28 protein-coding genes and 2 riboswitches are annotated in these 26,378 nt (G+C 42.4%); of the genes, 8 read left to right on the forward strand and 20 right to left on the reverse strand.

Going from position 1 to position 26,378, the window contains the following annotated elements:
* Window positions 1-163: 163 nt before the first annotated feature.
* The 7 genes from K364_RS0118950 to K364_RS0118985 form a co-directional block, all read right to left on the reverse strand.
* Window positions 164-913, reverse strand: coding sequence for a LytR/AlgR family response regulator transcription factor (locus K364_RS0118950; protein ID WP_028309325.1), 750 nt, complete (start codon window positions 911-913; stop codon window positions 164-166).
* Window positions 914-927: 14 nt separating this feature from the next.
* Complete coding sequence (locus tag K364_RS26415; protein WP_084296079.1) at window positions 928-1,062, reverse strand: cyclic lactone autoinducer peptide; 135 nt, start codon at window positions 1,060-1,062, stop codon at window positions 928-930.
* Complete coding sequence (locus tag K364_RS24805; protein WP_051534227.1) at window positions 1,055-1,708, reverse strand: accessory gene regulator ArgB-like protein; 654 nt, start codon at window positions 1,706-1,708, stop codon at window positions 1,055-1,057. The genes K364_RS26415 and K364_RS24805 overlap by 8 nt, the downstream gene beginning before the upstream one ends.
* Window positions 1,671-2,570 (reverse strand): sensor histidine kinase, encoded by a 900-nt coding sequence (locus tag K364_RS24810; protein WP_051534228.1) that lies wholly within the window; start codon window positions 2,568-2,570, stop codon window positions 1,671-1,673. The genes K364_RS24805 and K364_RS24810 overlap by 38 nt, the downstream gene beginning before the upstream one ends.
* Entirely contained in the window at window positions 2,563-3,066 is a 504-nt protein-coding gene (locus K364_RS24815; protein WP_051534229.1) for a hypothetical protein, read from the reverse strand. Before K364_RS24815 ends, K364_RS24810 begins: the two co-directional genes overlap by 8 nt.
* Window positions 3,067-3,249: 183 nt before the next feature.
* A riboswitch (cyclic di-GMP riboswitch) is annotated at window positions 3,250-3,333 on the reverse strand.
* Between the two features lie 279 nt (window positions 3,334-3,612).
* The gene (locus K364_RS0118980) at window positions 3,613-4,746 is read right to left on the reverse strand and encodes a TolB-like translocation protein (protein ID WP_028309326.1); all 1,134 of its coding nucleotides are present in this window, start codon (window positions 4,744-4,746) and stop codon (window positions 3,613-3,615) included.
* Window positions 4,747-4,983: 237 nt separating this feature from the next.
* The gene (locus K364_RS0118985) at window positions 4,984-5,691 is read right to left on the reverse strand and encodes a hypothetical protein (protein WP_028309327.1); all 708 of its coding nucleotides are present in this window, start codon (window positions 5,689-5,691) and stop codon (window positions 4,984-4,986) included.
* A gap of 65 nt (window positions 5,692-5,756) precedes the next feature.
* Here K364_RS0118985 and K364_RS26840 point away from each other — a divergent pair, with 65 nt between their 5' ends.
* The 5 genes from K364_RS26840 (at window position 5,757) to K364_RS0119010 (ending at window position 9,306) form a co-directional block, all read left to right on the forward strand.
* Window positions 5,757-6,359 carry a hypothetical protein gene (locus tag K364_RS26840; protein WP_028309328.1) on the forward strand — a complete coding sequence of 201 codons (603 nt, stop codon included), beginning with the start codon at window positions 5,757-5,759 and terminating at the stop codon, window positions 6,357-6,359.
* A gap of 156 nt (window positions 6,360-6,515) precedes the next feature.
* On the forward strand, window positions 6,516-7,868 hold the full coding sequence (locus tag K364_RS0118995) for an IS481 family transposase (RefSeq protein ID WP_028309329.1): 1,353 nt from the start codon (window positions 6,516-6,518) through the stop codon (window positions 7,866-7,868).
* Window positions 7,869-8,669, forward strand: a complete 801-nt coding sequence (locus K364_RS0119000; RefSeq protein ID WP_028309330.1) for an ExeA family protein — start codon at window positions 7,869-7,871, stop codon at window positions 8,667-8,669. It begins immediately after the preceding gene.
* 36 nt (window positions 8,670-8,705) lie between these two features.
* On the forward strand, window positions 8,706-8,972 hold the full coding sequence (locus K364_RS0119005) for a hypothetical protein (RefSeq protein WP_028309331.1): 267 nt from the start codon (window positions 8,706-8,708) through the stop codon (window positions 8,970-8,972).
* 19 nt (window positions 8,973-8,991) lie between these two features.
* Window positions 8,992-9,306, forward strand: coding sequence for a DUF6618 family protein (locus K364_RS0119010; protein ID WP_028309332.1), 315 nt, complete (start codon window positions 8,992-8,994; stop codon window positions 9,304-9,306).
* A gap of 236 nt (window positions 9,307-9,542) precedes the next feature.
* On the opposite strand, the gene K364_RS0119015 is transcribed toward K364_RS0119010, so the two are convergent.
* On the reverse strand, window positions 9,543-9,767 hold the full coding sequence (locus tag K364_RS0119015) for a hypothetical protein (protein ID WP_028309333.1): 225 nt from the start codon (window positions 9,765-9,767) through the stop codon (window positions 9,543-9,545).
* A 284-nt stretch (window positions 9,768-10,051) separates the two neighbouring features.
* Here K364_RS0119015 and K364_RS24820 point away from each other — a divergent pair, with 284 nt between their 5' ends.
* The gene (locus K364_RS24820) at window positions 10,052-10,876 is read left to right on the forward strand and encodes a tyrosine-type recombinase/integrase (protein WP_051534230.1); all 825 of its coding nucleotides are present in this window, start codon (window positions 10,052-10,054) and stop codon (window positions 10,874-10,876) included.
* Here the strand turns inward: K364_RS24820 and K364_RS24825 are convergent.
* The 11 genes from K364_RS24825 to K364_RS0119075 form a co-directional block, all read right to left on the reverse strand.
* Window positions 10,807-11,193: a helix-turn-helix domain-containing protein gene (locus K364_RS24825; protein WP_035270256.1), complete on the reverse strand. Its 387-nt coding sequence runs from the start codon at window positions 11,191-11,193 to the stop codon at window positions 10,807-10,809. The two genes, K364_RS24820 and K364_RS24825, sit on opposite strands and share 70 nt — an antisense overlap.
* A gap of 142 nt (window positions 11,194-11,335) precedes the next feature.
* On the reverse strand, window positions 11,336-11,476 hold the full coding sequence (locus K364_RS26845; RefSeq protein WP_156782317.1) for a hypothetical protein: 141 nt from the start codon (window positions 11,474-11,476) through the stop codon (window positions 11,336-11,338).
* A complete protein-coding gene (locus tag K364_RS28010) occupies window positions 11,421-11,867 on the reverse strand; it encodes a recombinase family protein (RefSeq protein WP_084296085.1) in 447 nt (148 codons plus the stop codon). Before K364_RS28010 ends, K364_RS26845 begins: the two co-directional genes overlap by 56 nt.
* Window positions 11,752-13,410, reverse strand: a complete 1,659-nt coding sequence (locus tag K364_RS24830) for a recombinase family protein (protein WP_084296087.1) — start codon at window positions 13,408-13,410, stop codon at window positions 11,752-11,754. The genes K364_RS28010 and K364_RS24830 overlap by 116 nt, the downstream gene beginning before the upstream one ends.
* The gene (locus tag K364_RS24835; protein WP_084296089.1) at window positions 13,407-15,095 is read right to left on the reverse strand and encodes a recombinase family protein; all 1,689 of its coding nucleotides are present in this window, start codon (window positions 15,093-15,095) and stop codon (window positions 13,407-13,409) included. Before K364_RS24835 ends, K364_RS24830 begins: the two co-directional genes overlap by 4 nt.
* 1 nt (window position 15,096) lies before the next feature.
* The gene (locus tag K364_RS0119045; RefSeq protein WP_028309335.1) at window positions 15,097-16,734 is read right to left on the reverse strand and encodes a recombinase family protein; all 1,638 of its coding nucleotides are present in this window, start codon (window positions 16,732-16,734) and stop codon (window positions 15,097-15,099) included.
* A 149-nt stretch (window positions 16,735-16,883) separates the two neighbouring features.
* The gene (locus tag K364_RS0119050) at window positions 16,884-17,090 is read right to left on the reverse strand and encodes a DUF6870 family protein (protein WP_028309336.1); all 207 of its coding nucleotides are present in this window, start codon (window positions 17,088-17,090) and stop codon (window positions 16,884-16,886) included.
* Between the two features lie 81 nt (window positions 17,091-17,171).
* Window positions 17,172-19,526 (reverse strand): ATP-dependent DNA helicase, encoded by a 2,355-nt coding sequence (locus K364_RS0119055; RefSeq protein WP_051534231.1) that lies wholly within the window; start codon window positions 19,524-19,526, stop codon window positions 17,172-17,174.
* Between the two features lie 693 nt (window positions 19,527-20,219).
* Window positions 20,220-20,600 carry an RNA polymerase sigma factor gene (locus K364_RS0119060; protein WP_051534232.1) on the reverse strand — a complete coding sequence of 127 codons (381 nt, stop codon included), beginning with the start codon at window positions 20,598-20,600 and terminating at the stop codon, window positions 20,220-20,222.
* A gap of 593 nt (window positions 20,601-21,193) precedes the next feature.
* A riboswitch (cyclic di-GMP riboswitch) is annotated at window positions 21,194-21,283 on the reverse strand.
* 44 nt (window positions 21,284-21,327) lie between these two features.
* Window positions 21,328-21,546 carry a helix-turn-helix domain-containing protein gene (locus tag K364_RS0119070; protein ID WP_028309340.1) on the reverse strand — a complete coding sequence of 73 codons (219 nt, stop codon included), beginning with the start codon at window positions 21,544-21,546 and terminating at the stop codon, window positions 21,328-21,330.
* 235 nt (window positions 21,547-21,781) lie between these two features.
* A complete protein-coding gene (locus K364_RS0119075; RefSeq protein ID WP_028309341.1) occupies window positions 21,782-23,164 on the reverse strand; it encodes a radical SAM protein in 1,383 nt (460 codons plus the stop codon).
* 178 nt (window positions 23,165-23,342) lie between these two features.
* Here K364_RS0119075 and K364_RS0119080 point away from each other — a divergent pair, with 178 nt between their 5' ends.
* Both K364_RS0119080 and K364_RS0119085 read left to right on the forward strand, forming a co-directional pair.
* Complete coding sequence (locus K364_RS0119080; RefSeq protein WP_028309342.1) at window positions 23,343-24,377, forward strand: hypothetical protein; 1,035 nt, start codon at window positions 23,343-23,345, stop codon at window positions 24,375-24,377.
* Between the two features lie 145 nt (window positions 24,378-24,522).
* Window positions 24,523-25,230, forward strand: a complete 708-nt coding sequence (locus K364_RS0119085; RefSeq protein WP_028309343.1) for an acyl-[acyl-carrier-protein] thioesterase — start codon at window positions 24,523-24,525, stop codon at window positions 25,228-25,230.
* A gap of 32 nt (window positions 25,231-25,262) precedes the next feature.
* Here K364_RS0119085 and K364_RS0119090 read toward each other — a convergent pair whose 3' ends face one another.
* Window positions 25,263-26,369 (reverse strand): DUF2974 domain-containing protein, encoded by a 1,107-nt coding sequence (locus K364_RS0119090; RefSeq protein ID WP_028309344.1) that lies wholly within the window; start codon window positions 26,367-26,369, stop codon window positions 25,263-25,265.
* Window positions 26,370-26,378: the final 9 nt, after the last annotated feature.

Raw genomic sequence — 26,378 nt, forward strand, 5'->3', positions numbered from 1 at the left:
ATTTGCCCGGGAATATTTTTTTAAAACCATGTTGTCTGCCCAAAGTTATTGATTTAAACCTACCATAAATTAACTTTTAATACTATCTTTCATGTCAAATTCCTCGCTTTTAATGTCTAAATCCTCGTTTTCCATGTCGATTTTCTCATTTCGATTGCCAAGTTTACTCTAGATTAAACCTTTGCTGCAGTACCTTGTATTTCTCCTCTGTCATAAATGCTGTTTTTTTAGTATTGTTAAAAACAACCAGGTAGGTGCTTCTAGACCAGGGCTGGATTTCCGCTATCATATCCAGGTTTATTAAAAAGCTTTGATGGGCACGAAAAAAGCTATCCTTGCCTATCCTATTATCCAGTGTATCTAATGGTTCATAGGTACTTATCTGTTTATTATCGTTTGTAATTATGCTGGTCTTTCTCTTCTCCCGTCCCATAAAAATAATTTTTTCAGCGTCAATAAATACCAGGTTACGGTCAACTTTAACAGCTACCTTCTTTGCACTTGAAACTTGAGGTGCAGTTTTTATGTTCCTGGAACCTGCCTTTTCCTTAAGCTCTAATAGGTAGTTTATTTTTTCAATAGTCTCTTTGATTCGTTCAAGCTTGTAAGGCTTTAAAAGGTAATCAAAGGCATATAGCTCAAAAGCCTCCTGCATATAGGTGCTGTGGCCTGTAGCATAGATTAGAAAAATATCAGGATTGATGTCCTGGATTTCTCGTGAAGCTTCAATTCCGTCTTTTTCAGGCAGGTCTATATCCATAAATATTACCTGTGGGTTTAAGGTTTCTGTCATTTTGACAGCTTCAACACCATTTACTGCCTCACCTACTATTTCTGTTCCAGGTAGTTTTGCTAAACTCTTTTTTAGGATGAGTCTCATTTTAGGATCATCTTCAACTATTAATACCCTCATCTGAAAACCTCACTCTACTTCCTAAGCATTTTTGGAACTTCAGGCTGATACCAGGTTACTAAACTGGCTGGTTGTACTGCCCAGCCTGCAACAAGCATTACCGCAGCAGCACATTGTATTAAAATCACTTTGCCTATTTTACTAAACATTTGCCTCCCTCCTTTCTTTAAAGATACTGCCCATTAATTTATCTATAAAGCCTACAACCCTGTATCCTGTGGGGGTAAGGCTAAGGGCCTGGGTTATATGGGCGAGCATACTGGCCATTACAAGTGAGCTTATCTGGCTCAACGGAAATATTAAGAGACAGGTGGTTATTAGAATTGCCCATATAAAGATCCATATCAAGGTGAGTTTTTTTAGTTTGGATTTTTCTTGAAGAGAAAGGGGTTTATTCTTAGTCTCAGCAGGAGCCCATTTCAAACTGATAAACAAGCTAATAAGAGTAATACAAGCCAGTATGGGAATAATGGTTACAAAGCTTGTAAAGGTCAAGCTTTGGGCAAGCTTTCCCATGCCCAGGAAAATTACCAGACCAAACAGCAGGCACCGACCATAAGTTGCACAATGCACTCCACCAGATAGCAAGCGATAAACTCCTGATGTGACAAAAATAACTAAAACATGGGGAAGAATACCCAGTAGAAATGCCAGTGAAAAAAGAATAAACATTTTTAATAAACCTGTTATTATAACTTCAAAACCATATCTTAATACATCTACATTATCTTGGTCATAATAAAGTTTATTTCCAAGACTATAGGCCAGCTTTTGTGAGAAAAGGCGAAGGTTCATGATGGTGCCTCCCATCTATAGGTATTTTTATTACAAAGGTGGTCCAGTGGCTATCTGAGTTAACAACTATTTTGCCATTGTGCTTTTCTATAATGTCTTTGACAATATAAAGCCCCATCCCCTTATTTTTAACTTTTGTAGTAAAGCCAGGCAAAAAGAGCTTATTCTTTATACTAGTGTCAACGCCAGGTCCGTTATTAGTAACTGATAAAACACAATTGTTTTGACACATGGTCAAGTCCAGGATTATGGTAGGTTCCTGTGAAGTTCCCATTGATAAGGCTTCCATTGCATTATCCAAAAGGTTTGACAGGATAAGATTAATCTCATGAGTTTTTAGAGGAAGATTTTTTAATCTGGATTTTATGCTTATTTCGAATTTGATGCCCAGACTTTCCATTTGGCTGCTTTTGACATGTAATAGAGCACTTACTCCAGGGTCATCTAGTCTAATAAGGTTATTGGTTACAGCTATTTCTGACATGGTCCTCTCTAGATACTTTTTTGCTTCTGCATATTCTTCTACTGCTAGAAGTCCATAAACAGTTTGCAGTTCGTGGTTGAAGCTATGCCTTTGGCTCCTCATGGTATTAATTAAGCTTTCAAGATTTTCAATATTTTCAAGCTGCACTTGTTTTCTTACCTCTTCTTCTGTAGATTCCATTATTCGGCGCACCAGTACAATTGAGGCTATAGCCAGTATTCCCAGCAAAATGTTCATGGGAAACATAAAGCTGCTTAATGTACCTGTTGCAAATGCTCCTTGTCCTGAAATGTAATTGCTAAGATTTAAGAGGGCTAGTATGATAAGTTGAATTGTAATAATGAGAATTATAGAAAGTGTTCTATGAATTTTATCCATCTTTACCTTCCTCATAATTATGGTATTTAATGGTATTATTATAGTCTATTAATTTAAAATCAAAATAATAAACAAGAAGTACTATCAGCAGCATGGCTGCCCCCTGGGGCAAAAAGAAGAGAATTCTAAGTTTTGCACTAGCCAAAATAGTTTCCAGGGAAATGCCAGTAGTTTCTAAAAGTATTGGTACAATGGTTGCATCTATTACCGTATAGATTGATATGCTTACCAGCATGGCTGCCAGTGCTACTCTAAAGGGAATTTTTAATATTAACCAGATAACTACTGTAAATAATAGGCCCTGCAGCAAGGTATGAACCCCGAAAACAATTGGCAGCATTCTAACAAGATATGATATGATTGCTTGTATTACTCCAATAAAGATCAGCTTCTTAAGTGGTGGTTTAATTCCAAATAGCAGCAGTCCAAGAGCTGTAAGCATGATTTCTTCAGGTATAGATATAAAAAATACTGCAACTAATGGCATCCTATCCATTTTATCTCCCCCTTTTAGATATTTTGATATACCTCAAGCCTTTCCTTTTTGTCATGTCTAATTCCTCGTTTTTAATGTCTAAAACTTCGCTTTTAATGTCAAAAACTTCGTTTTCTTGTATTTTAGGTTAGTCCAAAAATACAAAAAAGCTGTCCCAGGTAATCCTGTTGAACAGCTTTTTGACTTTGCAACCTGGCAGTCATGGCTTTTAGCTTTAGACCCATGGCTTTGCGTCACCATCTTTCAATGGCTTTGCCACTAATTTTCAATATTGTATTATTTTATTAGACGTAACAAAACTTTAAAAGTTCCATTTTTGCTAAATTTTTATTTTTTGTCCTAATAATGCCTTATACTATGAGGAGACTGCGACAACTTTTTACAGTGCTCTTAAAATTGAACCTTACCCTTTGGTTTAAAACTTTTCGCTTTTTGGGCTTCACTGACACTTAAAAAACATAATCCTCATAACTCTTGATACATATTGGAAGTCTAGGAAATATTTTATCTTTTCTAATTTTGACTCTAAATGAACCCTTCGCCATTTTATTCTCGTTTTAATATTTTATTGACTTCGATTAGCAAAATTCCAACATTTGCATGGACAACAATATATTTTCCATCAGGACTCCATGTGAAATTATGAATTGCCTCCAAAGCTTGAGTAATGGGAAAATTATCTCTGGTATCCATGTTAAACATATACAACTGTAAAGGGTCTTTAATATAGACAAACTTGTTTTCCTTGGGACTTGGTATATAGTCCCCAGACCAGCTGATTTGTTCTATGGAAACTAGCTCATTATTTGCTAGATCAACTAAAATGGCATTTCTTTCACCACGCATCTGGGAACATAGAATTTGTTTATCATGAAAAAACCATTCAGCATATGATGGACTGAAGAGCATGTTTTCAAACTTTATAGATCTCTGCGTGGCACTATCTAAATCTAATATTCCGATTCCATCGGCTCCTTCATAACCCTCTTTGATATATAGTAAGAGCTTGTTATTATGAGACCATCTTGGATGCAATGGAAACTTTGTGTAAAATCCATAAAAGTCGCTATTAGGGTCAGTACACATTACACCATTAACCAGTAATTTTGAATCTGAAAGATCCAAATTTGATATATATAAATCACCTTCTTGAACGTAAGCAATCTTAGTTCCATCATAAGAAAGGTCATACTCCCAAATTTCATCTAGTACCGTTTCACTAATGATTTCTAAGGTATACCTATTTATAAATAATATCCTGTTAATGAGTTGAATTGCCAACTCTTCATCATTAATTATTTTTATTCCTGAATGAAAATGAATTGAGCCCAATCCATTATAAATCTCCTTTTGTGAGTTTGTTTCTAGATTATATCCCAATATTGTTACCTCAGGTTGATTAAGACTTGTGAATCCGATAAATACTGTTTCATCCACCAGATTAACAAAGCTTATATTACCCATTAAATACTCCTTTGGGTCATGGGTTGTTAATTCTTTTATTGTAAAACCGTTATGAGCTTTGTGGGATATGCTTTGTATTATACTGTTGGATGCTTTATTTTCTATTGGTAAATCTGCCAGGTTACTAGGTGTACTATCACCTACTTTTGAAGTATCACAACTAACAATTAAGAGTACACTTGCAATTAATAAAAGTAAGAAAATTTTTTTAATCATCAAGCTTTTCTCCTTATAAAATGGCTAACTAATTGAATAATAATGATTAACTATATAATACAACATTTTTACTAAATTTTAATAAACTGTGTGAAAATTTAAATGTTTAAAATATTGTGCTGAAAAATTTAATGCTCAAATTTGGTTTAAAAAAGCCGAACAGCGAGAACCCACTAAGTACTTTAGCTGCTTTTATAATAAGAAGAGCATCGTTGTGATGCTCTTCTTATTAGATTCTTAATTGCTTATATAGAGGATATCTCCGCTACTGTTGTAGCCTATTTCTTCCCCTAAAATTCCCCAATGACTACATATCAATTCCCATAGGTGACCATCATCACCTATAGGTTGAGGGTGCCCATAGGTATTGCTTAAAGAAACATAGTAATCATTATATGCTGTTTTGCTTGTATAATCTTTTCTTCCTCCGTTCACATAAATATCAAGAGTAACTATTATTCTGTCAAGTTTATCTGCATCTGTTAAGCTGAAACCATCAGCTACGATTGTATACATACTTTCATCCCATATTAAACCTTCATTTAGAAAACTAGCCCCCCAAATATTAAAGCTGGCATCATAGCTGGGGGTTATATAAAAATCATCTTGATTTAAATAATCTTTAACACTTACAAGTGTCACTGTATCATCCTTGTGTAGAAATCCTACAACAAATTCATTCGTTTCCTTATTAATCATAAAAAGGGGTTTAATGTCTCCAATCTTATGATACTTGTCACGTATACCTTCCAGATAGTAAGCTCGGAGAAGGGCTTTTCCTGAATCCTTATCAACACCAGGAAATTTTCCATCTGCAACTTTTTGAATATCAGAAACATCAAATTTTACCCAATTGTAGCTTATCAAATTAATATGGGAAATTCGGCCTAATATTATCACATTAAAATAGGTGACACAAAAGAGTAATCCTACTGGAAAGTGCAAAAATATTTTCACTTTACAGTAGGATTGTTTATTGTAAAATATTTTGCATAGGAGAGTGATTTTACATGCAAATATTTTTTACAGTAATAGAAGGTATAGAGGAATACGTCAAAAAAGGGAAAGATTATCCATTTCCTCTACCACCTTTTAGGAGGTGTCACAACCAAGATTGTAATAAGGTAGTAAAGTTTAAGAAGCATGGATTTTATCAAAGGCATTTGATTACTAATATCTTCAGGGATAAAATCTTTATCAGGCGCTATATCTGCCCCCTCTGCGGCCATACCATATCATACTTGCCAAGCTTTTGCCTACCAAGATTTGTTCATGGGTTAAAGGAAATCCTTTTGTACATAGAAAAAGCCTTTTTGCGTAGAGGAACGCTAAAGGCCTGCCTAGATAAGCTTAATAGTATAAATGATGGTCTAAATCTTTCAAGACAGCTTGTGTACCACTACATGAAAAGGTTTATGCAGAACTTAAGCCTAATCCAGACCGGATTACGCCAACTAAATCCTGGGCTAGAGCTACCAAAAGCTACCCTTTCAGCAAAAGAAAGAGCAAAGAAGTTAGTGGTTATGATGAAGGATGACCCCGACCAAGAGAACTCCTTCTCACAAAAATTTTACGAAACAACCAACAAAACTTTCCTTACTCTTTGCAAATAATTATAGCATTAAAAAAAGCATATTTTAAGACCTGGTTAGAAAAATGTCTTCCAACACTTCATTTTCCTATGCTTGGGCTAACATACTTGGTAATATTAGTATAGAGCCTTGACCGGTCACGGCTTCCTAAAGCTCATTTAAAGGAGGCCTTAACAAGTGCTTGATGAAAATACCAGAAATGCAATAGCTTTAAAAAGATTTTCCCTGATAAGCCCAGTGCTCAATGGACAAGTTTCAAACAACAAATCCTATTACTCTACTGTTACCGAAAAACCCATTGATATGCCCTATTATGGTGCCAGAAAATACTCACCGAAAACAGTTGAATCCTGGTACTGCGATTATATGCGTGGTGGGATTGATGCGTTAAAGCCCCACCCTAGAGGGGATAAGGGTGGAAGTCGCAGGATTAATGAAGAGCTGGGAGCTAAGATAATTGAAAAGAAAGCAATGCATCCCAAAGCACCAAAAACTGTCATTTATGAGCTCTTGATAAACGATGGCGTAATAGATCCTGCTAAAATATCCATTAGCACCTTATACAGGTATCTAAAGGCAGAACGATTAAAAACTTCATTAGCCAAAGATGAAGAAGAAAAAGAGATGAAGCGATTTTCTCATGAGTTCATCAATCAACTTTGGCAAAGCGATGTAATGTACGGACCGTTCATCAAAGATGGGAAAAAGAGAAGACAAACCTATCTTTTTGCCTATCTGGATGACGCTAGCCGCCTGGTGACTCATGCTCAGTTTTACTTTTCCCAGAGCTTTGAGTCGTTAAGAGATTCCTTTAAGCAAGCTCTCTTGAAAAGAGGGTTTCCAACTATGATTTTTACCGATAACGGAAAAATTTACCGGTCGCAGCAATTTGAACTGGTATGTGCAAGCCTAGGCTGCAGTCTAATCCACTCTAGGCCCTACGAGCCAAACAGCCGGGGCAAGGTTGAAAGGCTGTTTCTAACGGTAAGAAAAAGGTTCTTAAGCACATTAGATTTGGATAGCATAAAGGATATTGATGATTTAAACAAAAGGCTTTTTAAATGGCTTGATGAGGACTACCATAAAAAGGTCCATAGTTCTCTTAATGGTTTGAGTCCTCTTGATTTTTTTATGAGTCAAGTGGATAGGGTTAAGTTATGTAATGACCCCAAAAGTCTTGATGAAAAATTTTTACTTAGAAAGAAACGAAAAGTCAGTCATGATGGGACATTTAGCATTGACAACATCCTGTTTGAAACTAAGATTAAGTTTGCTGGTATGCAGGTGGAAATCAGGTATGAACCAGTGTGGCTTGAAACACCTTTCAGACCGGTTTTCATCTATTCCGATGATAAAAAGGTTGGTGAAGCACTGCAGGTTAATTTTCACGATAATGCTCACATGAAGCGTAAAGGCAGACCTCCATCTAATTCTCCTAGTAAAGATAATGATATCAAAAAGACTCCCTTGGATGAGCCACCGGTAGAACAGACAATTTCTTTTACTCAAATGATGGAGGAGGATAATTAAATGTTTACCCAATTCTTTGGATTAAAATACAATCCTTTTTTAAAAGAATTTGATGTTAATGATACTTATGAAAGCAATGATATTAAAGAATTTAAGTCACGGTTTAAGTACATTCAATCATCCCGCGGGATATTGCTTCTCATGGGAGAGCCTGGAACCGGCAAATCTACTGCTTTAAGAAATATTACTGCCGGACTAAACCCCGGGCTTTTTAAACCTTGTTACTTTACCTTATCTACAGTTACGGTAATGGACTTCTACCGGGGGCTTCTAATGGCTTTAGGTGAAATTCCTGCCAACAGGAAGGTCACTATGTTTCATCAAATACAGCAGTCTATCAGTTCACTGTATTATGATCAAAAAATTACTCCTGTGATTATGCTCGATGAAATCCAGTTAGTGTCTAATAGCATACTTGAAGACATAAGGCTCCTTTTTAACTTCAAAATGGACTCTGAAAATCCTTTTGTGCTCATTCTGGCAGGACAACCACAGATAAGAAACAAGCTGAGTTTGTCTGTCAATGCTCCTCTTAAGCAGAGAATCAGCATTAAGCACTTAATGCAGGGCTTAAAAAAGGAAGAAATGGAGGATTACCTAGCCTCAAGACTTAAAGCAGCCGGTGTTCTTGAGAATATCTTTACCCCATCTGCAGCTGAAGCTATTTTTTCAGTTTCTAAGGGAGTACCCCGCTTAGTTAATAACCTGGCTACTGCCAGTCTGATGTATGCATGCTCAAAGCGTCAGCATCAGATTGATGAAGAAACTGTTTATCAAGGACAGAAGGATTTTGATATTTAAGGAGAATCAAAGGTATCTTCTGAGGAGGTAATTTAAGTGAAGATTATTCTACAACCAGAAACTATTGATGAGGTTGGGGTAAAGTATACTGATGATGGTATAAAGCTTTGTTTTCAAACTCAGAGTGGAGATAGAGTTTTTCTTGTATTTGACGATGAAGTCCTGGGGCATATGATTGAGCATTTAATTTATTATGCCTGGGGAACAACTGTTGAAGAGGCGTTTAAATTTGCTGATGAAAGGGATAATACTGGGGTTTTAATTAATATTAATGATTCTGATTCGTCGGAAATACCTTTCTAAACATAGAGGAGATGGTTTGATGCAGTTATCTTTTGAATGCCGAATGAAGACTGATAGTGGCATAGAACGTTGGAATGGGATCATTCCCAAGGTTGTAAATCATGGAAGTCACTTTGAAATTGGGATTGAAAGTAGATCAGGCATCACGGTTGTATTTGGAAAAACCTCAAATGGAGGGTTTGCGTGCATGCCTGACTACAATACCGGCTGTCATCTTAGCAATCTTAAGGACAAGTTTTGGAACACTGAAAAACTTACTGCTGTTTTAGGAGAAGTTGATGGGATTACTGTTGCTCAGGCGTTGTATGTTTTAGCAGATAAGCTTGGCCTCTAATTACATACTACATATGGTAAAGGGCAGGAAAACCTGCTCTTTTACTATTTCTCCGGCAATATTAACACATCTACCTAGTAGATTCAAACCATATTTTGTAAGCAAAAACACTGATAATCCTACTGTAATATGAAAATTTTAATTGCCTGTCCTGATTTAATTTGAAAATTTTCACTAATATCTTGTAAAATTGATCTAAATTAATTTGAGAATTTACTCTGTTTTAATTTGATAATCTACACCCAATCATTTTTATTAAAGTTAAACTCTTTAAGAATTTTATTATGAGCTTCTTCCACTTTGTCTTGAACTGCATTATCAATTAATGTTTTTATTTCGTATTCATAATCATTTGACGGCGTCTTGAAATTAGTAGAACTATTACTTTGAGCCCATACTATAGTGGAAGAAACTAAAAAAAACATTGCAACAAGGAAGCAAAGACGAAACCTTTTTTTCATAAACACAACACCTGCTCTCTCTTTGTAAATTTTTTATTCCTCTTCTTATCATAAAAGTAATCAATCCAATATTTTCTGATATTAACTTCAAAATTACATAGGTATATTTTCAGTAAACCTTAGTTGAACTAAACCGCTTCGCGGTAGTTAAAGACCCAAACAAAAACCTTAAAGATCCTATCTCAAACTAAACTATTCGTCACAATTTAAATCCTTTTAATGATATATTGCTCCTAATACTGGCTAATACCACCAGTCATATCATTAGAAGGGGGAATTATGTAATGAAAAGTTTAAGTGAACAGACGAAAATGGATCTTGAGCTTAAAGGTTTAAGTTTCCACACTCAACATGCCTACCTAGGCTACATCAGAAGAGTTGGTGAGCATTTTAATAAGCCACCAGAAAAGCTAAGTGATGAAGAAATTAAGGAATACTTACATTACATGCTAACAGTCAAAAAAGCTAGCCGATCTTCAGTAAATGTAGCCTATTGCGCATTTAAGTTTTTCTTTGAAACTACTTGTGGGCGAAGCTGGAATACTGATAAAGTGCTTCGCACTAAATCAGTTAAGAGATTACCTATTGTACTTTCAAAAAGTGAGATAAAAGCTATATTGGATTCTACTGCCAATCTCAAACATAAGGCTATGCTAATGACCACTTATGCAGCAGGCTTAAGGGTTAGTGAAACAGCTAGTCTAAAACTTAGTGATATAGATAGTAAAAATATGCAGCTTAGAATAGACCAAGGAAAAGGTAAAAAGGATCGATACTCTTTACTATCAGAAAAGAATCTTAATATATTAAGAGATTATTGGAAAGAATATCGGCCTAAATTTTGGCTGTTTCCAGGTAGTAGTCCTGACAAACCAATTACACCTCGTGGTATACAAGCAGTTTTTAATAATGCAAAGAAAACACTTGGGATAAATAAACCAGCTACTGTACATTCACTCCGCCACCCGTATGTCAAGTACACACCGAAAAATAATTTAGGTTTTTTTCGTAAACGACAATGCGGGGAAGAAGAGAGCGGTTATTTCAACCCATATAATCTTTCCATAGCTTTTCTTGTAATTAACCACACCTTACCACTTTTTCGATAATCTAAACCTTCTTGTAGTTCTTCGCCTGTAACCCGATGCCTAAGTGTGCTTGGGTCAATGTTCCAAATCTCTGCTGCTTCCGAAAAAGTTAAAACTTCTGAAATGTTATTGGGTGATGGGAGACTGGCTTGGACTGTAAGTTCAATATGGTGAACCTTGAAATTTGAATCACCATATGCTTCAAAGAGCATCGCTTCGGCTGCTTCCTCATTAATATTTGTGACCTCTCCTGAGATGCTCCTTCCGTTAATGTTTCGGATTGTTAGCTTATCGCCTTTCTTAATTATTATCTCTGCTATCTTTGACCTCTTCCCCACTATCTACATCCTCTTTTCCCGCAAACGTGAATTTTTCATTAATTATATCACGAAAGTGTGAATGAAATAAAGGGATAATATCTATCGTTTATTGTTTTTAACAATAGAATTTAATCCCTTTCTGATACTTTTATCTCTTTTTTTAACTATATTCGGCGGCAATCATAAGTGACATCACAAAATCAAAATCATTGTCCAGAGGGATATCCTCAGAAGTGATAAAATCCTTATCTCCTAAAAGCTGTCCTACATATTCTTCTGCCAGTATGGTCTTTATGCCCATAACGATCATACTCTTTTGGGTTTTGAAGCAAGCATCCCAAATTCTGCAAAGAGTTTTCATTGAAGGACGAATCCGTTGTAAGGAAAGCGACTCCTTTTTTTCTTAGCTGCTCAATCCAATGGGTGGTTTCTAAGACATTACGTCCTATGCGATCCACATTACGGACAATAACTGCCCCAACACGTCCGGCCTGTATATCGGCTTCCAGTCTTGAAAATGCGGGTCTGTCATAATTCAAACCACTGTACCCGTTGTCCATATAATATCCAATGCGGTCATATCCGTGTTCCTTGGCATATCCGCGCAGGTATTCCTTTTGAGCTTCCAGCGACAACTGGTCTGCGGTCGCCACGCGGCAATAGATGGCAACCCTTATTTCTTTCTTCTCCATGCGTATCCCTCCTGTTCTGAAAGTCCGAAAAGTCCGTCACTTTCCAGCTGATTTCAATTCGGTTTCCCGGATATATAAACACCTTGTCAATCAGCAATTCCATAAGCTCCTGCGTCAGGCCGGTTTCCTTTGAAATATCCTCGGCAAATTCCCTTGCCTTGTTGTTTTCCTCACAGTCTGCCTTTAATTTGGCGGCCTGCGCGGAAATTGCAGTGTAGATGCGGTTCAGGTGGTTCAGTTCAGCGTCTAAATCGGCCTTTAATTCCGCATACTGCCCGGCATCGATTTCCCGCATGACATACTGCTCATACAGGCTCCGCTTGTTATCCTGGCACCTTCTTATGAGCTTCCTGTATTCTGCCTGCTGCTCGGAGCGCAGTTCCATTTCGCCTATGTTGTTCAGGTTGTCGGTGTTTAAAATGATCTGTGCCTGTTTGGAGATAATGTCAAACAGCATGGTTTCCAGTTCACGTTCCTTGATTTCCATGCCGTTGCAGGGAGCCGAAGCATCCACCTTGGTATAACGGCAGACGAAAGCCGGTTCCTTTCTTGGTGCTCTGTTCATGGCATGTTGACAGCAACCGCAGACGATTTTGCCGCGCAGGACATATTCATGGTTGTGCTTGTCGCATTTGAAATGAAGCAGCTTGGCCTGCACCTGTTCATATACTGCCTTTTCTATGATGGCGGGATGGTGGTTGGGGATTTTGAACCATTCGCTTTCGTCCTTTAGCCTTGACCGTTTACCGCCGACCTCTTTGAGGGTGCGTTTTCCCATGATATACGTGCCGATATACCGCTCATCGGCCAGAATCCGAAGCACCGATGACCTCTGCCAGATACCGCCGCACCTTGAGATGTCATGGAAGCCCTTTCCCTTTGCGGCCTTGTATTCTCCAGGTGTAGGGATTCCGTCAGCATACAGTGCCTTTACAATCTCCTGGGCATTTTTCGTTTCCAGCGCCAGTGCGAATATCCGGTGCACTACCGCAGCGGCTTCCTCATCAATAGCCAGACGGCCATCCGTTCCTTTTTTGTAGCCATAGCAGCAGACCTCGCTGATATATTCGCCGCGCTTCATTTTGGTGTATTTGGCACTTTTGGTCTTACGGGACAAATCCAGGCTGTAATATTCGTGCATCAGGTACTTAAAGGCAACCGCCATTCCGCCCGTGTCCTCTTTGTAATCGTTGGTATCAAAGTTATCACTCACGGAGATAAAACGGGTACGGAACAGGGGAAATACCTGTTCGATGAAATAGCCGGTTTCAATGCTGTTCCGTCCAAACCGGGAAAAGTCCTTGACGATGATGCAGTTAATTTTGCTCTGCCGCACAAGCTCTAAAAGCTCCTGTACGGCAGGGCGCTCAAAGTTCACACCGGAGTACCCGTTGTCCACAAACTCCAGGATTTCCACATCATTCTGTTCCAGCGTGTCGATGTGTCTGCCCAGCAAAAGCCTTTGATTGGGGATGCTGAGACTGTCGGTTTTCGCGTCCTCCATGGACAGGCGGATATACATGGCGATTATATATTTACTCATGCCTGCATCCTCCCCTCCACAGGGGCAAGCAGTTTGCGCAGTGAACGCTCGGCCTCGCTTAATCGTTCAAATCCGCTTTCAAATGTGAACGTAACTTCAATACGCCTGTCGGAGAACACTTCTATTTTGTCGATCAGCCGGTCAATCAGAACCGCCGTAATATCTTCTTTGCCTTTTATGCCTCCGATCAGGTCGGATAAGTCAATGTATTCTGAAACCTGTGCTTCCAATTCGTTCTGCCGACGCTCCAGTTCCTGCGCAAGATTGATTTTATTTGATATCCTTTCTTCATAATCGGCACGCATTTGGCGATATTCGTCACCAGTGATAATGCCGGTTACAAGGCTTTCGTAAAGGCTTTTGACAAGCCGCCTGTCCCGGTCAAGCTCCTGCCGCAGGGCGGCAAGCTGGGACTTTATGGCGGTGCGTCCGGCTTCCATGGCTAGCTTGTTCTTTTTCAGCCGGATGGCCTTACCGATTACAGCGTCGGCGTGTTTCTGGATGATGGTCAAAAGGGAGGACAGCAATTCTTCCTCCGGGAGGGAATATAGGAAGCAGGAGCCTCTTGCAATACGGCTGTTGGATAGGCAGTGGAACACGTAAACATCCGGGCTGCGCTTCCGTTCACACCGCTGCCGGTGCAGGCTTCCCCCGCAGTGCCCGCAGTAGATTTTCCCCTTGAACATGTTGGGGGTATAAGGGCTTTTGGGTAGCTGGATTGCTTCCTCCGCCACCTGCTTGCGGAATGCCTGTATCGCATCGAACATCTCACGGCTGATAATGGCTTCATGGGTGTTTTCTACCTTAATCCAGTTGCTTTCGCTGGCATAGGTCTGTCGATGGCAGACCGTTTTTGTTTTCCCCTGCACCAGATCGCCGGTATAGGTTTCACAGGAAAGAATTCTGCTCACCGTCCGGGTCTGCCAGGCATTCTTTCCGATCAGGTTCTCATGGCTGATAATGCCTGTCGCTTTTTTTGTGTGGCTTGGCGTCGGAATCCCCGCTTCATTCAGGCGGCGGACAATGTCGTTCAAGCCCACCCGCTCATAGGCCCACTGGAATATCTGGCGCACCACCGGCGCGGTTTCTTCATCGATGATGAGCTTGTGGCAGTTATCGGGACTTTTCAGATAACCAAAGGGCGGCCTTGCGCCGACAAATTCTCCAGCCTTCATGCTCTGGCGCTGCTGTGCCTTGATTTTCCGTCCGATATCCAGGGAATAAGCTTCATTGATCATGTTTTTTAATGGAAGCATGATCCCGTCGCCGGAGTTTACGCTGTCGGTATCAAATCCGTCGTTTACGGAAATGAAGCGCACCTTCAGCGACGGCAGATACTTTTCAATATAGTAGCCGGTGTCAATGGCATTTCTGCCAAACCGGGACAGGTCCTTGACGATAATGCAGTTGATGACGCCGTTTTCCGCATCCGCAAGCATCTTTTGAAATGCGGGACGCTCAAAATTGGTGCCCGTCGAACCGTTGTCGATATAATAATCATGGAGTTTCAGGCCCGGTGTAAGGGCAATATAGCTTTGCAGGATGCTTTTCTGCGTTTCCAGGGAATCGCCCTTCTTCTTGTTGTCCTCCACCGAAAGGCGGATATAGGCTCCTACATTGTAAAAGGGCTGTGCGTATATCATGTCCGAAACGGCTTCTATGTTTTTTCTGCTTTTCCTTGCCATGCTACGCCACCTCCGTTACGGCAGATTTTGCTGAGATGGCTTCGCCGCAGGCGGATAAGGCTTTCTCATACTCCATCTGGTAGTTGAAGGTGATTTGAAGCTCGGTCTTGCCCATAATACGAACGGACTGAATCAGGTGGGCCACGGTTTTCCGGTCAAGCTCCGTGAGCCCCTCAAAGCGCTTGAAATGCTCCATCCAAAGCAGACGCCCGCTTTTATGGTTCCGTAGGTCTTCAAGCTCCTGACGTAGTGCGGAAATGGCCTGCTGCAGACGGTTTCCATCCTCGGCATACTTTGCCCGGAAGGTCTTGTAATCCTCTGCGGAGATAATGCCGTTTATCATGTTTTCGTACAGGGTGGACTTAAAACCGCCGATTTGTTTCAGTTGGTGCTCATTTTCGGCAATCTGCGCCTCCAGCCGGCGCGCAAGCCTGCTGCCCATGGCTTCGCTGTCGGCGCTTTCCAAAAGGGCTTCCAGAGAAGCGACATTTCGGATATGGGCTTTCAGGCTTTCCAATACACAGTCTGTCAGTTCGCTTTCCTTGATTCTGGCAGGAGATTTACAGCCGCCTTTCTTTCCCGTGGGACAATAGTAATAGTGATAAACCGCATCTTTGTAACGGTCGGTTTTGCGGGTCATGCGGCTTCCGCAGCAACCGCAGATGAGAACGCCGGAGAACAGCTGCACCGCATCGCTTCCCGGCGATGTCCGGGTATCCAGCCGCAGCAGCCGCTGAACCAGGTCAAAATCCTGTCTATGGATAATGGCCTCGTGGGCATCCTCTGTGCGTACCCATTCGCTTTCCGGTTTGTCAATCAGGTCTTTCAGCTTGTAGTTGAAGGTGCCCTGTTTTCCCTGAAGCAGCATTCCGGTGTAGGTTTCATCTTTCAGGATGCGGATGATCGTCGTGGCAGACCATTTGGCATCAGGCTTATCCGCATAACCGCCTTTGGGGTGCGGCAGGCCCCGGTCCTTTTTATATGCCAGCGGGGACAAAACGCCCCAGCTGTTCAGTTCGTCCGCGATTCTGGCGGCACTCATGCCGTCCAGCTTCATCTTGAAAATGTTCTGTACCACGCCTGCCGGATATTCGTCTATTTCCAGCCGGTTTTTGTTTTCCTCCGACTTTTTGTATCCATAGACGGTGCAGGCTCCCACATAATCCCCGTTGCTCCGCTTGACGGACAGGGCACTGCGGGTTTTCACGGAGATATCCCGGCAATAGGCGTCGTTTATAATGCTTTTGACTGAAACCACCAGATCGTCGCCGCTGTCCTTTAGGGTATCGATGTTGTCATTGATGGCGATGAACCTTACCCCGTAGGCGGGGAAGATGCGGCGCAGGTAGCGCCCGGTTTCAATGTAGTCGCGCCCCAGGCGGGATAAATCTTTGACGATGACACAATTGATATTTCCAGCTTCAATTTCTGTCATCATTTCCTTGAAAGCCGGGCGGTCAAAGAGGATACCGCTCCAGCCGTCATCCACCTTTTCCAATACCGCTTCTATATCAGGGTGGCCCTCAATGAAGCTGTCTATGAGCTTGCGCTGGTTTGCCACACTGTCGCTTTCGTTGTTCTTGTCATCGGTATAGGATAGGCGTATATATTTTACAGCTTTGTACTGTTTTTCAGACATAGAAATCACTCCTTTGAAAAGTTACGGTCTTTCCCCGCAAATCAAAGGGTGATCAGGCATTGCCGTGTCATTCTGTTTGTTTCATTCTTTTTCCAATGCCTACATTACCACCACACGGGGAGAAAGTCCATTTTGCGGGCTTAAGTTTCTCATTCGGTCAAAAGCCTTTGCAGGCAGTCCTCCAGCGTGACGCCATTATCGGCAAACCGTACCCAGACGGTGAAATTTCCGCATTTAAAGTTGTAAGGGTCTTTGATCTGCCGGACGTATTCCGCAATCCGTTCCTCTTTAGAAAGGTTTTTATCTACCGAGATGTCCCGTATGTCCACTAACTCATTACATGCTCCCGAATTCATGGCCTGCACCTCCTTTTCTGAAATAGTCCGACATATTCCCAAGTTGGGAATACGTTCAGTGCAAGAGATATAGGAGCCGGACTACACGAAGTAATCCGGCCCTTTTTTGCTCTGTATAAAGGTTTCCACGTCCTCCAGGTTGGAGGTTACGCGGCAGTTGGGCAGGGCGTTAAGTACCCGCGTCCGGTATGGGCCGCCTTCACGCACCCGGCAGTCCAGCAGGGCTACCACGCCGGTATCGGTTTCCCTCCGGATGAGCCGCCCAAAGCCCTGCTTGAGCTTAATAATCATTTCCGGCACCAGTACGCTGTTTTTATACTGTTCCATGCTGGGGTACAGCGCCTGTTCATACTCGCTGACGGGATCGGGCGCCGCAAAGGGCAGCTTGACGATAATCAGCAGGGAAAGCACATCGCCGGGGAGGTCAATTCCTTCCCACAGCGCACCGCTTGCAAACAATACACCGTTTCCGCTCTTTCGGAAACGATCAATGGCGTTGATGCCTCCCCTGTCAAGACGGAACAAGGGAAAGCAGGGACCTTTGCGCTCCAAAAGCGCAAACACCTGATCCATTGCTTTATAGGAGGTAAACAGCAGGGCGGCATGGCCGTGGGATGCCTGAATCAGCCTTCCGGCTTCCTCCGCTACGGCAGTTATATATTCATTGTCCTGATTGTTGGGAAAGGGGACGATTTCACTGATATACAAAAGAATATTCTCCCGGTGACGAAAGGGGGACGGCTTGCTGGTTTCCATTAAAGAATTCACCCGGTCAAGGCCCGTCTTACGCTTGATATGTTCAAAGCTCCCGGCTGCCGACAGCGTACCCGAAGTGAGGACAACGGGAATCCCGCTGCTCCAGAGATCAGCGTACAGCATATCGCTCAACTGCTTTGGAATGGCGCACAGCAGGGTCTCAAGCTCTTTATCCGTTTGTGCCGGATATCTTTCCTCCGGCCTTTCCAGCCAGTAAACCAGTTCATCATACTTTTCCAGCACACCGGCCTGTTCCCGGATAAGGGAAAGCTCAAAGCGTATCTGAGAACAGCGGCCTCTGTACCGAAGAAGCAGCATCTGCTCCGACAGCAGCTCCGAAAGTTCTCCGCCGATATTCCGGATATTCCGCAGGTGCCGGGCAGCCGTTTTATCCATGACCGTTTTATAGCGTTCCGTTTCCTCCTCCAGGCTACCGGGAGGGATGTTATCCAGTAAGAGCTGAAACAATCGCCGGTTCTGACCCATCAGCTTTCTGGCAAGTTCCTGTACCATTGCACTGCTGACGCCCTTTTGGAAGGTGAAGCAGCCAATGTCCTCTACCACACGCGGAATGGCAAGGCTTCCAAATTCCACGCCGTACATCTGCCGGGCCGCCTGTAAAAACTTATGAGCCTCGTCGATGATGACTGCCTGGTAATGAGGAATGAGGGGGCTTTGCCCCTTGGAGCGGCGAATGACATCGGCCAGGAAATAGTTGTGGTTGCAGACCTGAAAATCATGCTCGCCGGACTGGACATGCCGCATATGGCGTAAATACCTGCAATCGTTATAATATGGGCAATTCTCATCGCAGCGTCCCGATACGCCGATCCTGCGTTTGATGTAGGGTGTCAGCCCTTCCGCGTCAGCCAGGTCAATGGATGCTGTCCTTTTGAAAAGGGGAGCCAGAAGCCCTTGTGTGGATTCGTCCGCGTCACGGTAATACGCACACAGGTTCTTTTCGCAGACATAATGCTCCCGGCCTTTGCGCAGGACACAGGACAGCGGTGTTTTGATAATGCCGTGGGCCATCAGGATACGAGATATTTCAGGAATGTAATCTTTTACGATGGCGTTTTGAAGCGCAATGCTGGCGGTGGAAACCACCACAGGCATGTAGGCGCTGGCAGCATAGCTCTGATCGGGGTAGTATCCCCGCAGCCAGAAGTCATTGACACGTCCCCGCTTGGCAAGGGCGGCAGCAATGAGATAGGCGTGGGTTTTGCCGGTGCCCACATCAGCCTCTGACAGAGATACGGTACGGTGCCCGATAGCTTCAAGAATATGGGCGGCAAGCTCCATCTGTTTTTCCCGGATACCATAGCCATGTTCGGGAAGGATGGCTTCAAAAATATGATTTTGGATATCCGCAAGGCTTTCCCGCAGTAAATTTTCACCAGGGGGCATGTCAATTTCATATTTTCCCTTGCCGGCTACAGGTGACAGCCGGATTCGCTCTGTCATGGCCGCCACGCCGGATATCATCAGGGGGTTGGTTCTGCGGTGTATAACCGCCGAGCGTCCGGTTTTCAGGTTAAGAGCCCGGTAGGTATAGCCTTTTCCGGTTTCACACTCCAACAAAACACAGCCATAGGCGGTAAAGAGGGCCGAATCGCCGTATTTCTGTATAATACCGGGCGGTATTTCACGGCTGACCTCATTGATTGCAGCATAGTGCACGGTCTTTCCCTCCTTTTTCACTGGCGGCAGAGTGGTGCGGCGGAACAGACTTCCACACAAGAAAGATAAGGGAGCAATCCGTTCGCTCCGCCGCAGTAACTCTGCCGTCAGGCAATATTTCAAAAATGCAAATTCATAGCAGTAAAGCATGTTCGTATCCTATTTGACCTCGCTTCCCGGATACGTTTCAGCACTTTTGCTTCGCAAAAGCGGGCTTGTGCCCGGCGGATTTCTTTCCGCTGCCAGGGGGTAATGTCAAGCCGCAGCGGTAAACCGCCGCGCATGAAAGCTCCCTCCGGCCTATCCCAGCCGGAGCGATGCTTTCCCAGCTACTGCCTTTTCGCTGGTCCTTTTACGGAAAGTATCATTATGGCTCCCGTGCCTTTTGGCTGCCGGCCTTCTGAAAACACAAAAGGGCGGACGCTCCTGCCTGGCCCAATCCGGTGCCCTCGAAAAGTCATTTACTTTGTGGGACGGAAATGGCCGGCGATCCTCGCGCGCAGCATGGAAGGTAATGTACTCGACATCCCGGTATGGTCGGCGAAACCGCCGATATTTGTCAAGGTGCAAAAGGGTCCTCACCTATCGGAGATGGGAGAGGGTAAAAGGTCGTATTTTAAAAAAATTTTTAAAATATTTTTTACATCAAAAAAGGCGGGACAGTGTTTTTACGCACTATCCCACCCAGGACGGTTAATCAGCCATATACCGGCTGACCCTTTCCAGCGCCCTTGCCAGAAGTTCTGTTACCGTATTGCGTTTGCAGCCCATAGCAGTTGCAATTTCCCAATGTTTATAGCCTTTCCAGTAGGCAAGCTCCAACGCCTTGCGCTGCTTAGGCGTAAGCTGCCGCAGTGCATTGGCCAGCTTTTCATTCTTTATGGTTTCAATAAAGTCCTCGGATTCTACCGCTTCCGGTTCATGTTCCTGATACTTTAACACGCTTTCCTGAAACAGGAGTTCTTCGCTCATGCTGTCCATCGACTTGAAATGATACCGGTGCTTGCGGTCGGAATTGGCAAGGAGCTTGTCCTCTCTTTTGAGTAGCTCGTCCCAATCAATATGATTTGTCACGTTCATTTCCTCCGAATCCTGAATTTTTTTGAAAATCCAGAATTCGAGGAGGAGAACGGCAGCCTGAGGAATATAGCAGTAGCGCGGAAAAGCCAGGCTTGTCCGCTTCTATAATTTTTTTTGAAAGAGAAAAGTAATATAAGCTTGGAAAAGGTTGTAAAAACAGATATTTTGTCAAAGAAAAAACCGCAATTTGCGGCAAGCAAATTGCGGTTTTTTGGGCTTTGCAGGCTATATTAAATCGAAGAAAGAACAGCCTCACTGGGTCATTCCAGGGTGGTGGAAGGTGTACCTTCATGTTATGGGCGACTTCAACAATGGTATAACCCTTATACCTTCGGAGGTGAGCTATTTTAACTTTTTTCGCTTCAACAGAGTCTGATTTCTCATCTGTCTGCACCTCACTTACTCAAAATGAAAGCTCCGATCTGGATAGGTATGTCCCAAAAACGCTGTCATTTTATGTCGAAATAAGCAAGCGGCCTTGCTGTTTAAAATATTGCAATTTTTCACCAGCAAAGCCGCTTACCCTTTACTCTAAAAAGACAAAAAACCTGCCGCTAAGAATGGCAGGTTTAGACACATATTCTTTCTGCGGCAACCAGGCTGTCATAGTGCCGGTAAGCACCGTAGACCCTATGGCTTTGCGTCCCTGCCTTTCGGCAGGTTTGCCCTTAGTGCTTGATTCATATGAAAATTAAAATCTATTTTAATTGAAGTAGATATTTTATGAAGTTTCGTTATCTGGCACATACTTTAGTATGTCACCAGGCTGACAATTCAATATTCTACAAATTGAGTCAAGTGTTGAGAACCGGATTAGTTTTGCTTTATTTGTTTTCAAGATTGATAAATTTGTCTTAGTGATGTTTATTTTTGCTGCTAACCCGATGGAATTTATTTTTTGCTGCAGCAATAAGTGTTCTAAATTTACAAGAATAGCCATAATGATTCATCCCTTATACTAATTCGTACGTTCGTTATATTATAATCATAGAATAAATCCCTTTAGGTAATGCATAGTCCTAATTGTCGTAATCCTTGACTGTAATGGTATACCTACTTTTGACAGACTTTTTTTACCAAACATCCTATTACCTCTCTGCAGAACAAATTTTTACTCCGAAGGATTTATCTATGCTTTTGAATACAGTGCAGGCTGGAGAAAGCTCCAGTTTTTTTCAACCGGCAGCTTTTCGAGCCTCTCCCCCGCATTTCACGCAATCGGCGCAACCATGTGATTCGGTCCAAAGCCTTTCCGCAGTCACAGCCCATTTTTCTGCGGTATTCACACACTTACAGCTCAGGCTGTGTACGTCCTCCGGTTTGATAAAATCCGTCGAGGCTGCACCGGACACCTCTACCATCTCTGTCAGTCTACCTGGATTGTCCAGCAGAGGGCAGGGCCGCAGATGGTTATCGTTAAAGGGCTGATTCATATGATACTGCATGAACAATGGGGACTGCAGTGCCTCAAGAACGGTTTTTTCATAAATGTTGGAATCTGAATAATGGATAAACGCACATGGCTCGATATCCCCGTTAGCATTGATATGCAAATACCTGCGCCCGCCAGCGATGCAGCCAGCTGCATATTCGCCGTCATTCCAGAAATCCAGGGTGAACAGAGGTTTTGTTTCACGGAAGTGACGAATCTGGCGATACATAAATTCACGCTGGTCGGCGGTTACCATCAAGTCGGGGACCGCATCCGCGCCCACCGGCATATAGGTAAAGAACCATGCGAATTTCACTCCTTTGTCAATCATAAAATCAAAAAATTCTTCGCTGCCGATCACCTCAGTGTTATAACGGGTATAACAGAGGGAAGCACCAAAGATCAGCTTTTTCCGTTTGAGAATCTCTATAGCTCGGATGACCCCCTGATAGGTGCCCTTGCCGCGACGGGAATCCGTGGCATCTTCAAAGCCCTCAATGCTGATGGCAGGTACGAAATTCATGACACGCAGCATTTCATCGGCAAAATCTTCGTCAATAAGCGTGCCGTTTGTGAAGGCGGAAAACAAACAATCGCTATGTTTCTCGCAAAGCGTGATAATATCCTTTTTGCGGACAAGGGGTTCTCCGCCGGAATACAGATAAAAATACACGCCCAGTTGTTTGCCCTGTTTAATGATACTGTCCATCATTTCAAGGCTCATGGAAGAATTTTTACCGTATTCTGCTGCCCAGCAGCCGGTGCATTTGAGATTGCAGGCTGCAGTGGGGTCCATCAAGATTGCCCATGGTATGTTGCAGCCGTACTTTTCCCGGTTTGCCTCCTGTATGGGCCATCCGGTGAAGTTTTCATTCAGTATGAAATTATTGAAAAATGCCTTCCGCACTTTAGGATTAATATCCGACCACATGCTGAGGATCAGTTTATACCAGTTATTGTCCTTATCTTCGATGATCTTGCGGATTGCCTTGCGCTGACTTTCCATTTCGTTGTTTCTATCAAAACGGTCTATCCAATCCATAAGTTTTGGGATATTTTTTTCAGGATTGGAATTTAAATAGGCATATGCCAGCTTCATACCTGTTGAACTGATTATTTTGTTCATAATATGACCTCCAACTAAATTTATCTATGATGAAGTTTACCATATCGCATATTCTGAGTAATTAAACAAAAACAGCTTGTGTAAAGAATCTTTACACAAACAGATATCTGTAAATAGAGTGCATCTTCATTTTAGAGTATATTAGGAGTGTACTTATTTAGGAAGGAGTTGTTTGATATTGGAGTTGCAGCATAGGTTGGTGAGGCAGGCAATCAATATAGCTATTAGCAAAGCTATGGAAGATATGAAAGGTAATACAAGACGTAGTATTAGAAACCTGATTGATTTGGGCCTGCTGTTTTCAAAAAGTGAAAATCAGAAGTGTTTTTTTTCTACCGCCCAAAAGGTAATTGCCAACCCGAGAAACCCCTATAATTCACTGGTCACAAGGATTCTTTCCGATGTTGATAACGATACGATAAAAAAAGTCGGCTTGAATTTGGGATACAGCAGTCTGATCTATGGAGCCAATAAACTAAAAAAAAGGCGGGAGGATTTAGGATTTATGCTTCCATGGCTCCTCATTTTTGATATTTCTGAATCAGATCCTGCTATTTTTCATCAGATGGAGCATCTTATCGGGGAAGGCAAGGAATTAGGCATTTACAGCTATATCATCTGTCCGCACGAAAAAGACGATATTCTCTCCATATGCGAAATCGCAAAACGGTTTGAAGAATGCTTATTCGTGTTGAAAGTGCCTTCCGGCTTAATTTTGGAGCAAACTGCCGAATTTCTCGGTAAAATCCATAATGCGATGGTTTCCGTGCAGGTGACAAACATGGATTTCAGCTGTGAAAGCGATGTAAACGCATTCCGGTTATTAAAGCAAAACCGTTGCCTATATGGCTTTCATGTAAGCTATAGCGAGAATACGATAAAACAAGTGACAGCCCCGGAGTATATTCGCTCTGCGATCAGCCTTGGCAATCTGTTTGGAACATACATCGCCGAAAACGGCGTCCCGGATACATGCAGGGACGCAGTCCATGCATTTGCGTGCAAAGAAAGAGGGGAAAAAGGGCAACCATTAATTACGCTGGAATGGTTCCGGGATATGCGTATTATCAGTGAAAAAATCCTCTCCGGCAATGGTTACACAGCGATTAACCTGGCAGAAAGGGTTTATTGTGAATACATCAAAGCAAAAGATGTGGTTACAAAATCGCTTTTTGAAATACTTCAGAGCACGCGGCTTTGCACAAGCTTCTGATCCTGTTTTGAGGCAATAAAGCATATCGATAGATATCAAGCAAAAGGGGCTTGCTGCGAGGCCAGCTCTCTTAACTTCTATGATACCTTTATGATAATGATAAAATGCATTTTTTTCAAACAGTAAATGGGGGAGTGGTTTTGACTTGTATGAAATAAAAGATCGTGTTTGTGCCAGCCGTACAGGCAGTAACGGAACTATGAAGCTTACGGGAGCTATGGACATCCTTCAGGATTGTTCATTGTTATGGCTGGAATCAGAGCCTTCTTTCCGAGACTTTCTTGTCGGGAACAATCTAGGTATGTTTGTCTTATCAAGGCAGGTGGATATTATACGGCTGCCGGTATGCGGCGAAAAGATTACTGTGAAAACCAGTATCTTTGCATGCCAGAGTTTCTTTGGTTATCGGAATACGGTCCTATATGGTGAAAACGGCCTGTCCTGTCTGCTGACATGGAGCCTCGGAGCATTTGTAAATCTGGGTACAGGTAGAATGGTAAGGCTGCCGCAAAGTGAAATTGACAAGGTTACCTTCGACGAGAAAATTGATATGGAGTATCTGGATAAAAAGATTATTCTCCCGGATATGCCAGGTCAGCGTATGGATGCTGTTACAGTCAAACGCAATGATATCGATATATATCACCATATGAACAATGTGAAATATGTTGAGGCTGCACTGGAACTTTTGCCGGAGAATTTCGGAATCAAAAGATTAAGAATCGAATATAAGAGGCCTGCAAAACTGGGTGATCTGTTGTATCCCCAAATGATAAAGGCACCTTCAGCGAATTGGTATGTGCTTCTGCTTGATTCACAGGATAATCCGTATGTAATCATGGAATTTTCCTAAGGTATGCCGGTACATATCCAGGCAATAACCGCTCATAAAATTAGGTCATGTTTTCTTATTTCCCGAATGTTCTTCATAGCTAAAATAAATAGTGAGCGTATGGTCTGAAACAGAAACCTTCTTGTTTCATCATCAATTTCTTTCATTGCACCAAGCACGGCATAAGCTCTTTTCTGCCAATCTCCCATCAGGTCATAAAATGTCGTAGCATTTGTTGCTTTGATCACATTATACAGAGTATTCACAAATAGCTCCCGTTTTTGGTCGTTCAGGGAGTTAACCCACTGGTTCAGTGTTTCATTCATATAGAGCGCGCTTTTGGTGATCGACGAAATATATTCAAAATCATCACTGTCAATCAGCCATGAAAAGGGATCGTGCTGCATAAGCCAGATGCGGTTGCTTTTCACCACGGAATACTTTTCCTGATGCTGCAAAAGCATCCCAATCACGGAGGACTGCGGCATGGTTTTGCGGATTCGATCCTTTACTGTCAAATAGCCGTCGCTTTGAAAGACCTCATCCTTGAATCCGGGTCCATCATGATCAAAGATATGTGTGATCCTGTCCTGAACCGACCGGCGGCATTTTATAGAGGAATAGACTGCAATATTTCCTCCTTTTGAGTGCCCGCCAATTTTTAATTTGCATGAAATTTTGTCGGCAACGGCATTCAAGTATGCAACGCCTTCGTCTTGCGACGGAATGGGGCTTGTGAACGCCATATTAAAATCCTCTTTCCATCCGACAAAGGTTGCATCGGTGCCTCGGTAAGCAATGTATGCTGAATTATCGCTCAGAAGATAGGTGACGGCGGAGAACTGCTTCTCTGCCGTGTTATCTATTTGATTCACATAAAAAGCCAGTTTCGTGTCACGAAACCGCGGACTGTTTGCGAACGCAAAGAGCAGTTGCCGGTTGCTTTTGCGATCCCTCACATCTTGATATAATGTATCAGGATTCTCTATAGCAGCAACTTCCTGGATCGGCACTGGCGATGAAATATCCGATAAGCCGGGGACGACGCCATCGTAATACAAATACGCCAATTGGGATAACACCAGGCTGTCAACAGCATTGAATTGTCTATTTTCAAAAGTATCTTCCATTACTTTTGTATAATCTATAATATTTTTCATATCACCTGC

Source organism: Desulfitibacter alkalitolerans DSM 16504, from assembly GCF_000620305.1.
Lineage (GTDB): Bacteria > Bacillota > DSM-16504 > Desulfitibacterales > Desulfitibacteraceae > Desulfitibacter > Desulfitibacter alkalitolerans.

Excerpts from the sequence above, each read along its gene's own strand:
- K364_RS28010 (WP_084296085.1), bottom strand. The coding sequence starts at position 11,867 with ATGGAGAAGAAAGAAATAAGGGTTGCCATCTATTGCCGCGTGGCGACC.
- K364_RS26840 (WP_028309328.1), top strand. The coding sequence starts at position 5,757 with ATGCAAATATTTTTTACAGTAATAGAAGGTATAGAGGAATACGTCAAA.
- K364_RS24830 (WP_084296087.1), bottom strand. The coding sequence starts at position 13,410 with ATGAGTAAATATATAATCGCCATGTATATCCGCCTGTCCATGGAGGAC.
- K364_RS0119070 (WP_028309340.1), bottom strand. The coding sequence starts at position 21,546 with ATGGCTATTCTTGTAAATTTAGAACACTTATTGCTGCAGCAAAAAATA.
- K364_RS0119050 (WP_028309336.1), bottom strand. The coding sequence starts at position 17,090 with ATGAATTCGGGAGCATGTAATGAGTTAGTGGACATACGGGACATCTCG.
- K364_RS24835 (WP_084296089.1), bottom strand. The coding sequence starts at position 15,095 with ATGGCAAGGAAAAGCAGAAAAAACATAGAAGCCGTTTCGGACATGATA.
- K364_RS24820 (WP_051534230.1), top strand. The coding sequence starts at position 10,052 with ATGAAAAGTTTAAGTGAACAGACGAAAATGGATCTTGAGCTTAAAGGT.
- K364_RS24815 (WP_051534229.1), bottom strand. The coding sequence starts at position 3,066 with ATGGATAGGATGCCATTAGTTGCAGTATTTTTTATATCTATACCTGAA.
- K364_RS0119045 (WP_028309335.1), bottom strand. The coding sequence starts at position 16,734 with ATGTCTGAAAAACAGTACAAAGCTGTAAAATATATACGCCTATCCTAT.
- K364_RS0118950 (WP_028309325.1), bottom strand. The coding sequence starts at position 913 with ATGAGGGTATTAATAGTTGAAGATGATCCTAAAATGAGACTCATCCTA.
- K364_RS26845 (WP_156782317.1), bottom strand. The coding sequence starts at position 11,476 with ATGGGCATAAAGACCATACTGGCAGAAGAATATGTAGGACAGCTTTTA.
- K364_RS0119010 (WP_028309332.1), top strand. The coding sequence starts at position 8,992 with ATGCAGTTATCTTTTGAATGCCGAATGAAGACTGATAGTGGCATAGAA.
- K364_RS0119015 (WP_028309333.1), bottom strand. The coding sequence starts at position 9,767 with ATGAAAAAAAGGTTTCGTCTTTGCTTCCTTGTTGCAATGTTTTTTTTA.
- K364_RS26415 (WP_084296079.1), bottom strand. The coding sequence starts at position 1,062 with ATGTTTAGTAAAATAGGCAAAGTGATTTTAATACAATGTGCTGCTGCG.
- K364_RS0119090 (WP_028309344.1), bottom strand. The coding sequence starts at position 26,369 with ATGAAAAATATTATAGATTATACAAAAGTAATGGAAGATACTTTTGAA.
- K364_RS24805 (WP_051534227.1), bottom strand. The coding sequence starts at position 1,708 with ATGAACCTTCGCCTTTTCTCACAAAAGCTGGCCTATAGTCTTGGAAAT.
- K364_RS0118980 (WP_028309326.1), bottom strand. The coding sequence starts at position 4,746 with ATGATTAAAAAAATTTTCTTACTTTTATTAATTGCAAGTGTACTCTTA.
- K364_RS0119000 (WP_028309330.1), top strand. The coding sequence starts at position 7,869 with ATGTTTACCCAATTCTTTGGATTAAAATACAATCCTTTTTTAAAAGAA.
- K364_RS0119075 (WP_028309341.1), bottom strand. The coding sequence starts at position 23,164 with ATGAACAAAATAATCAGTTCAACAGGTATGAAGCTGGCATATGCCTAT.
- K364_RS24810 (WP_051534228.1), bottom strand. The coding sequence starts at position 2,570 with ATGGATAAAATTCATAGAACACTTTCTATAATTCTCATTATTACAATT.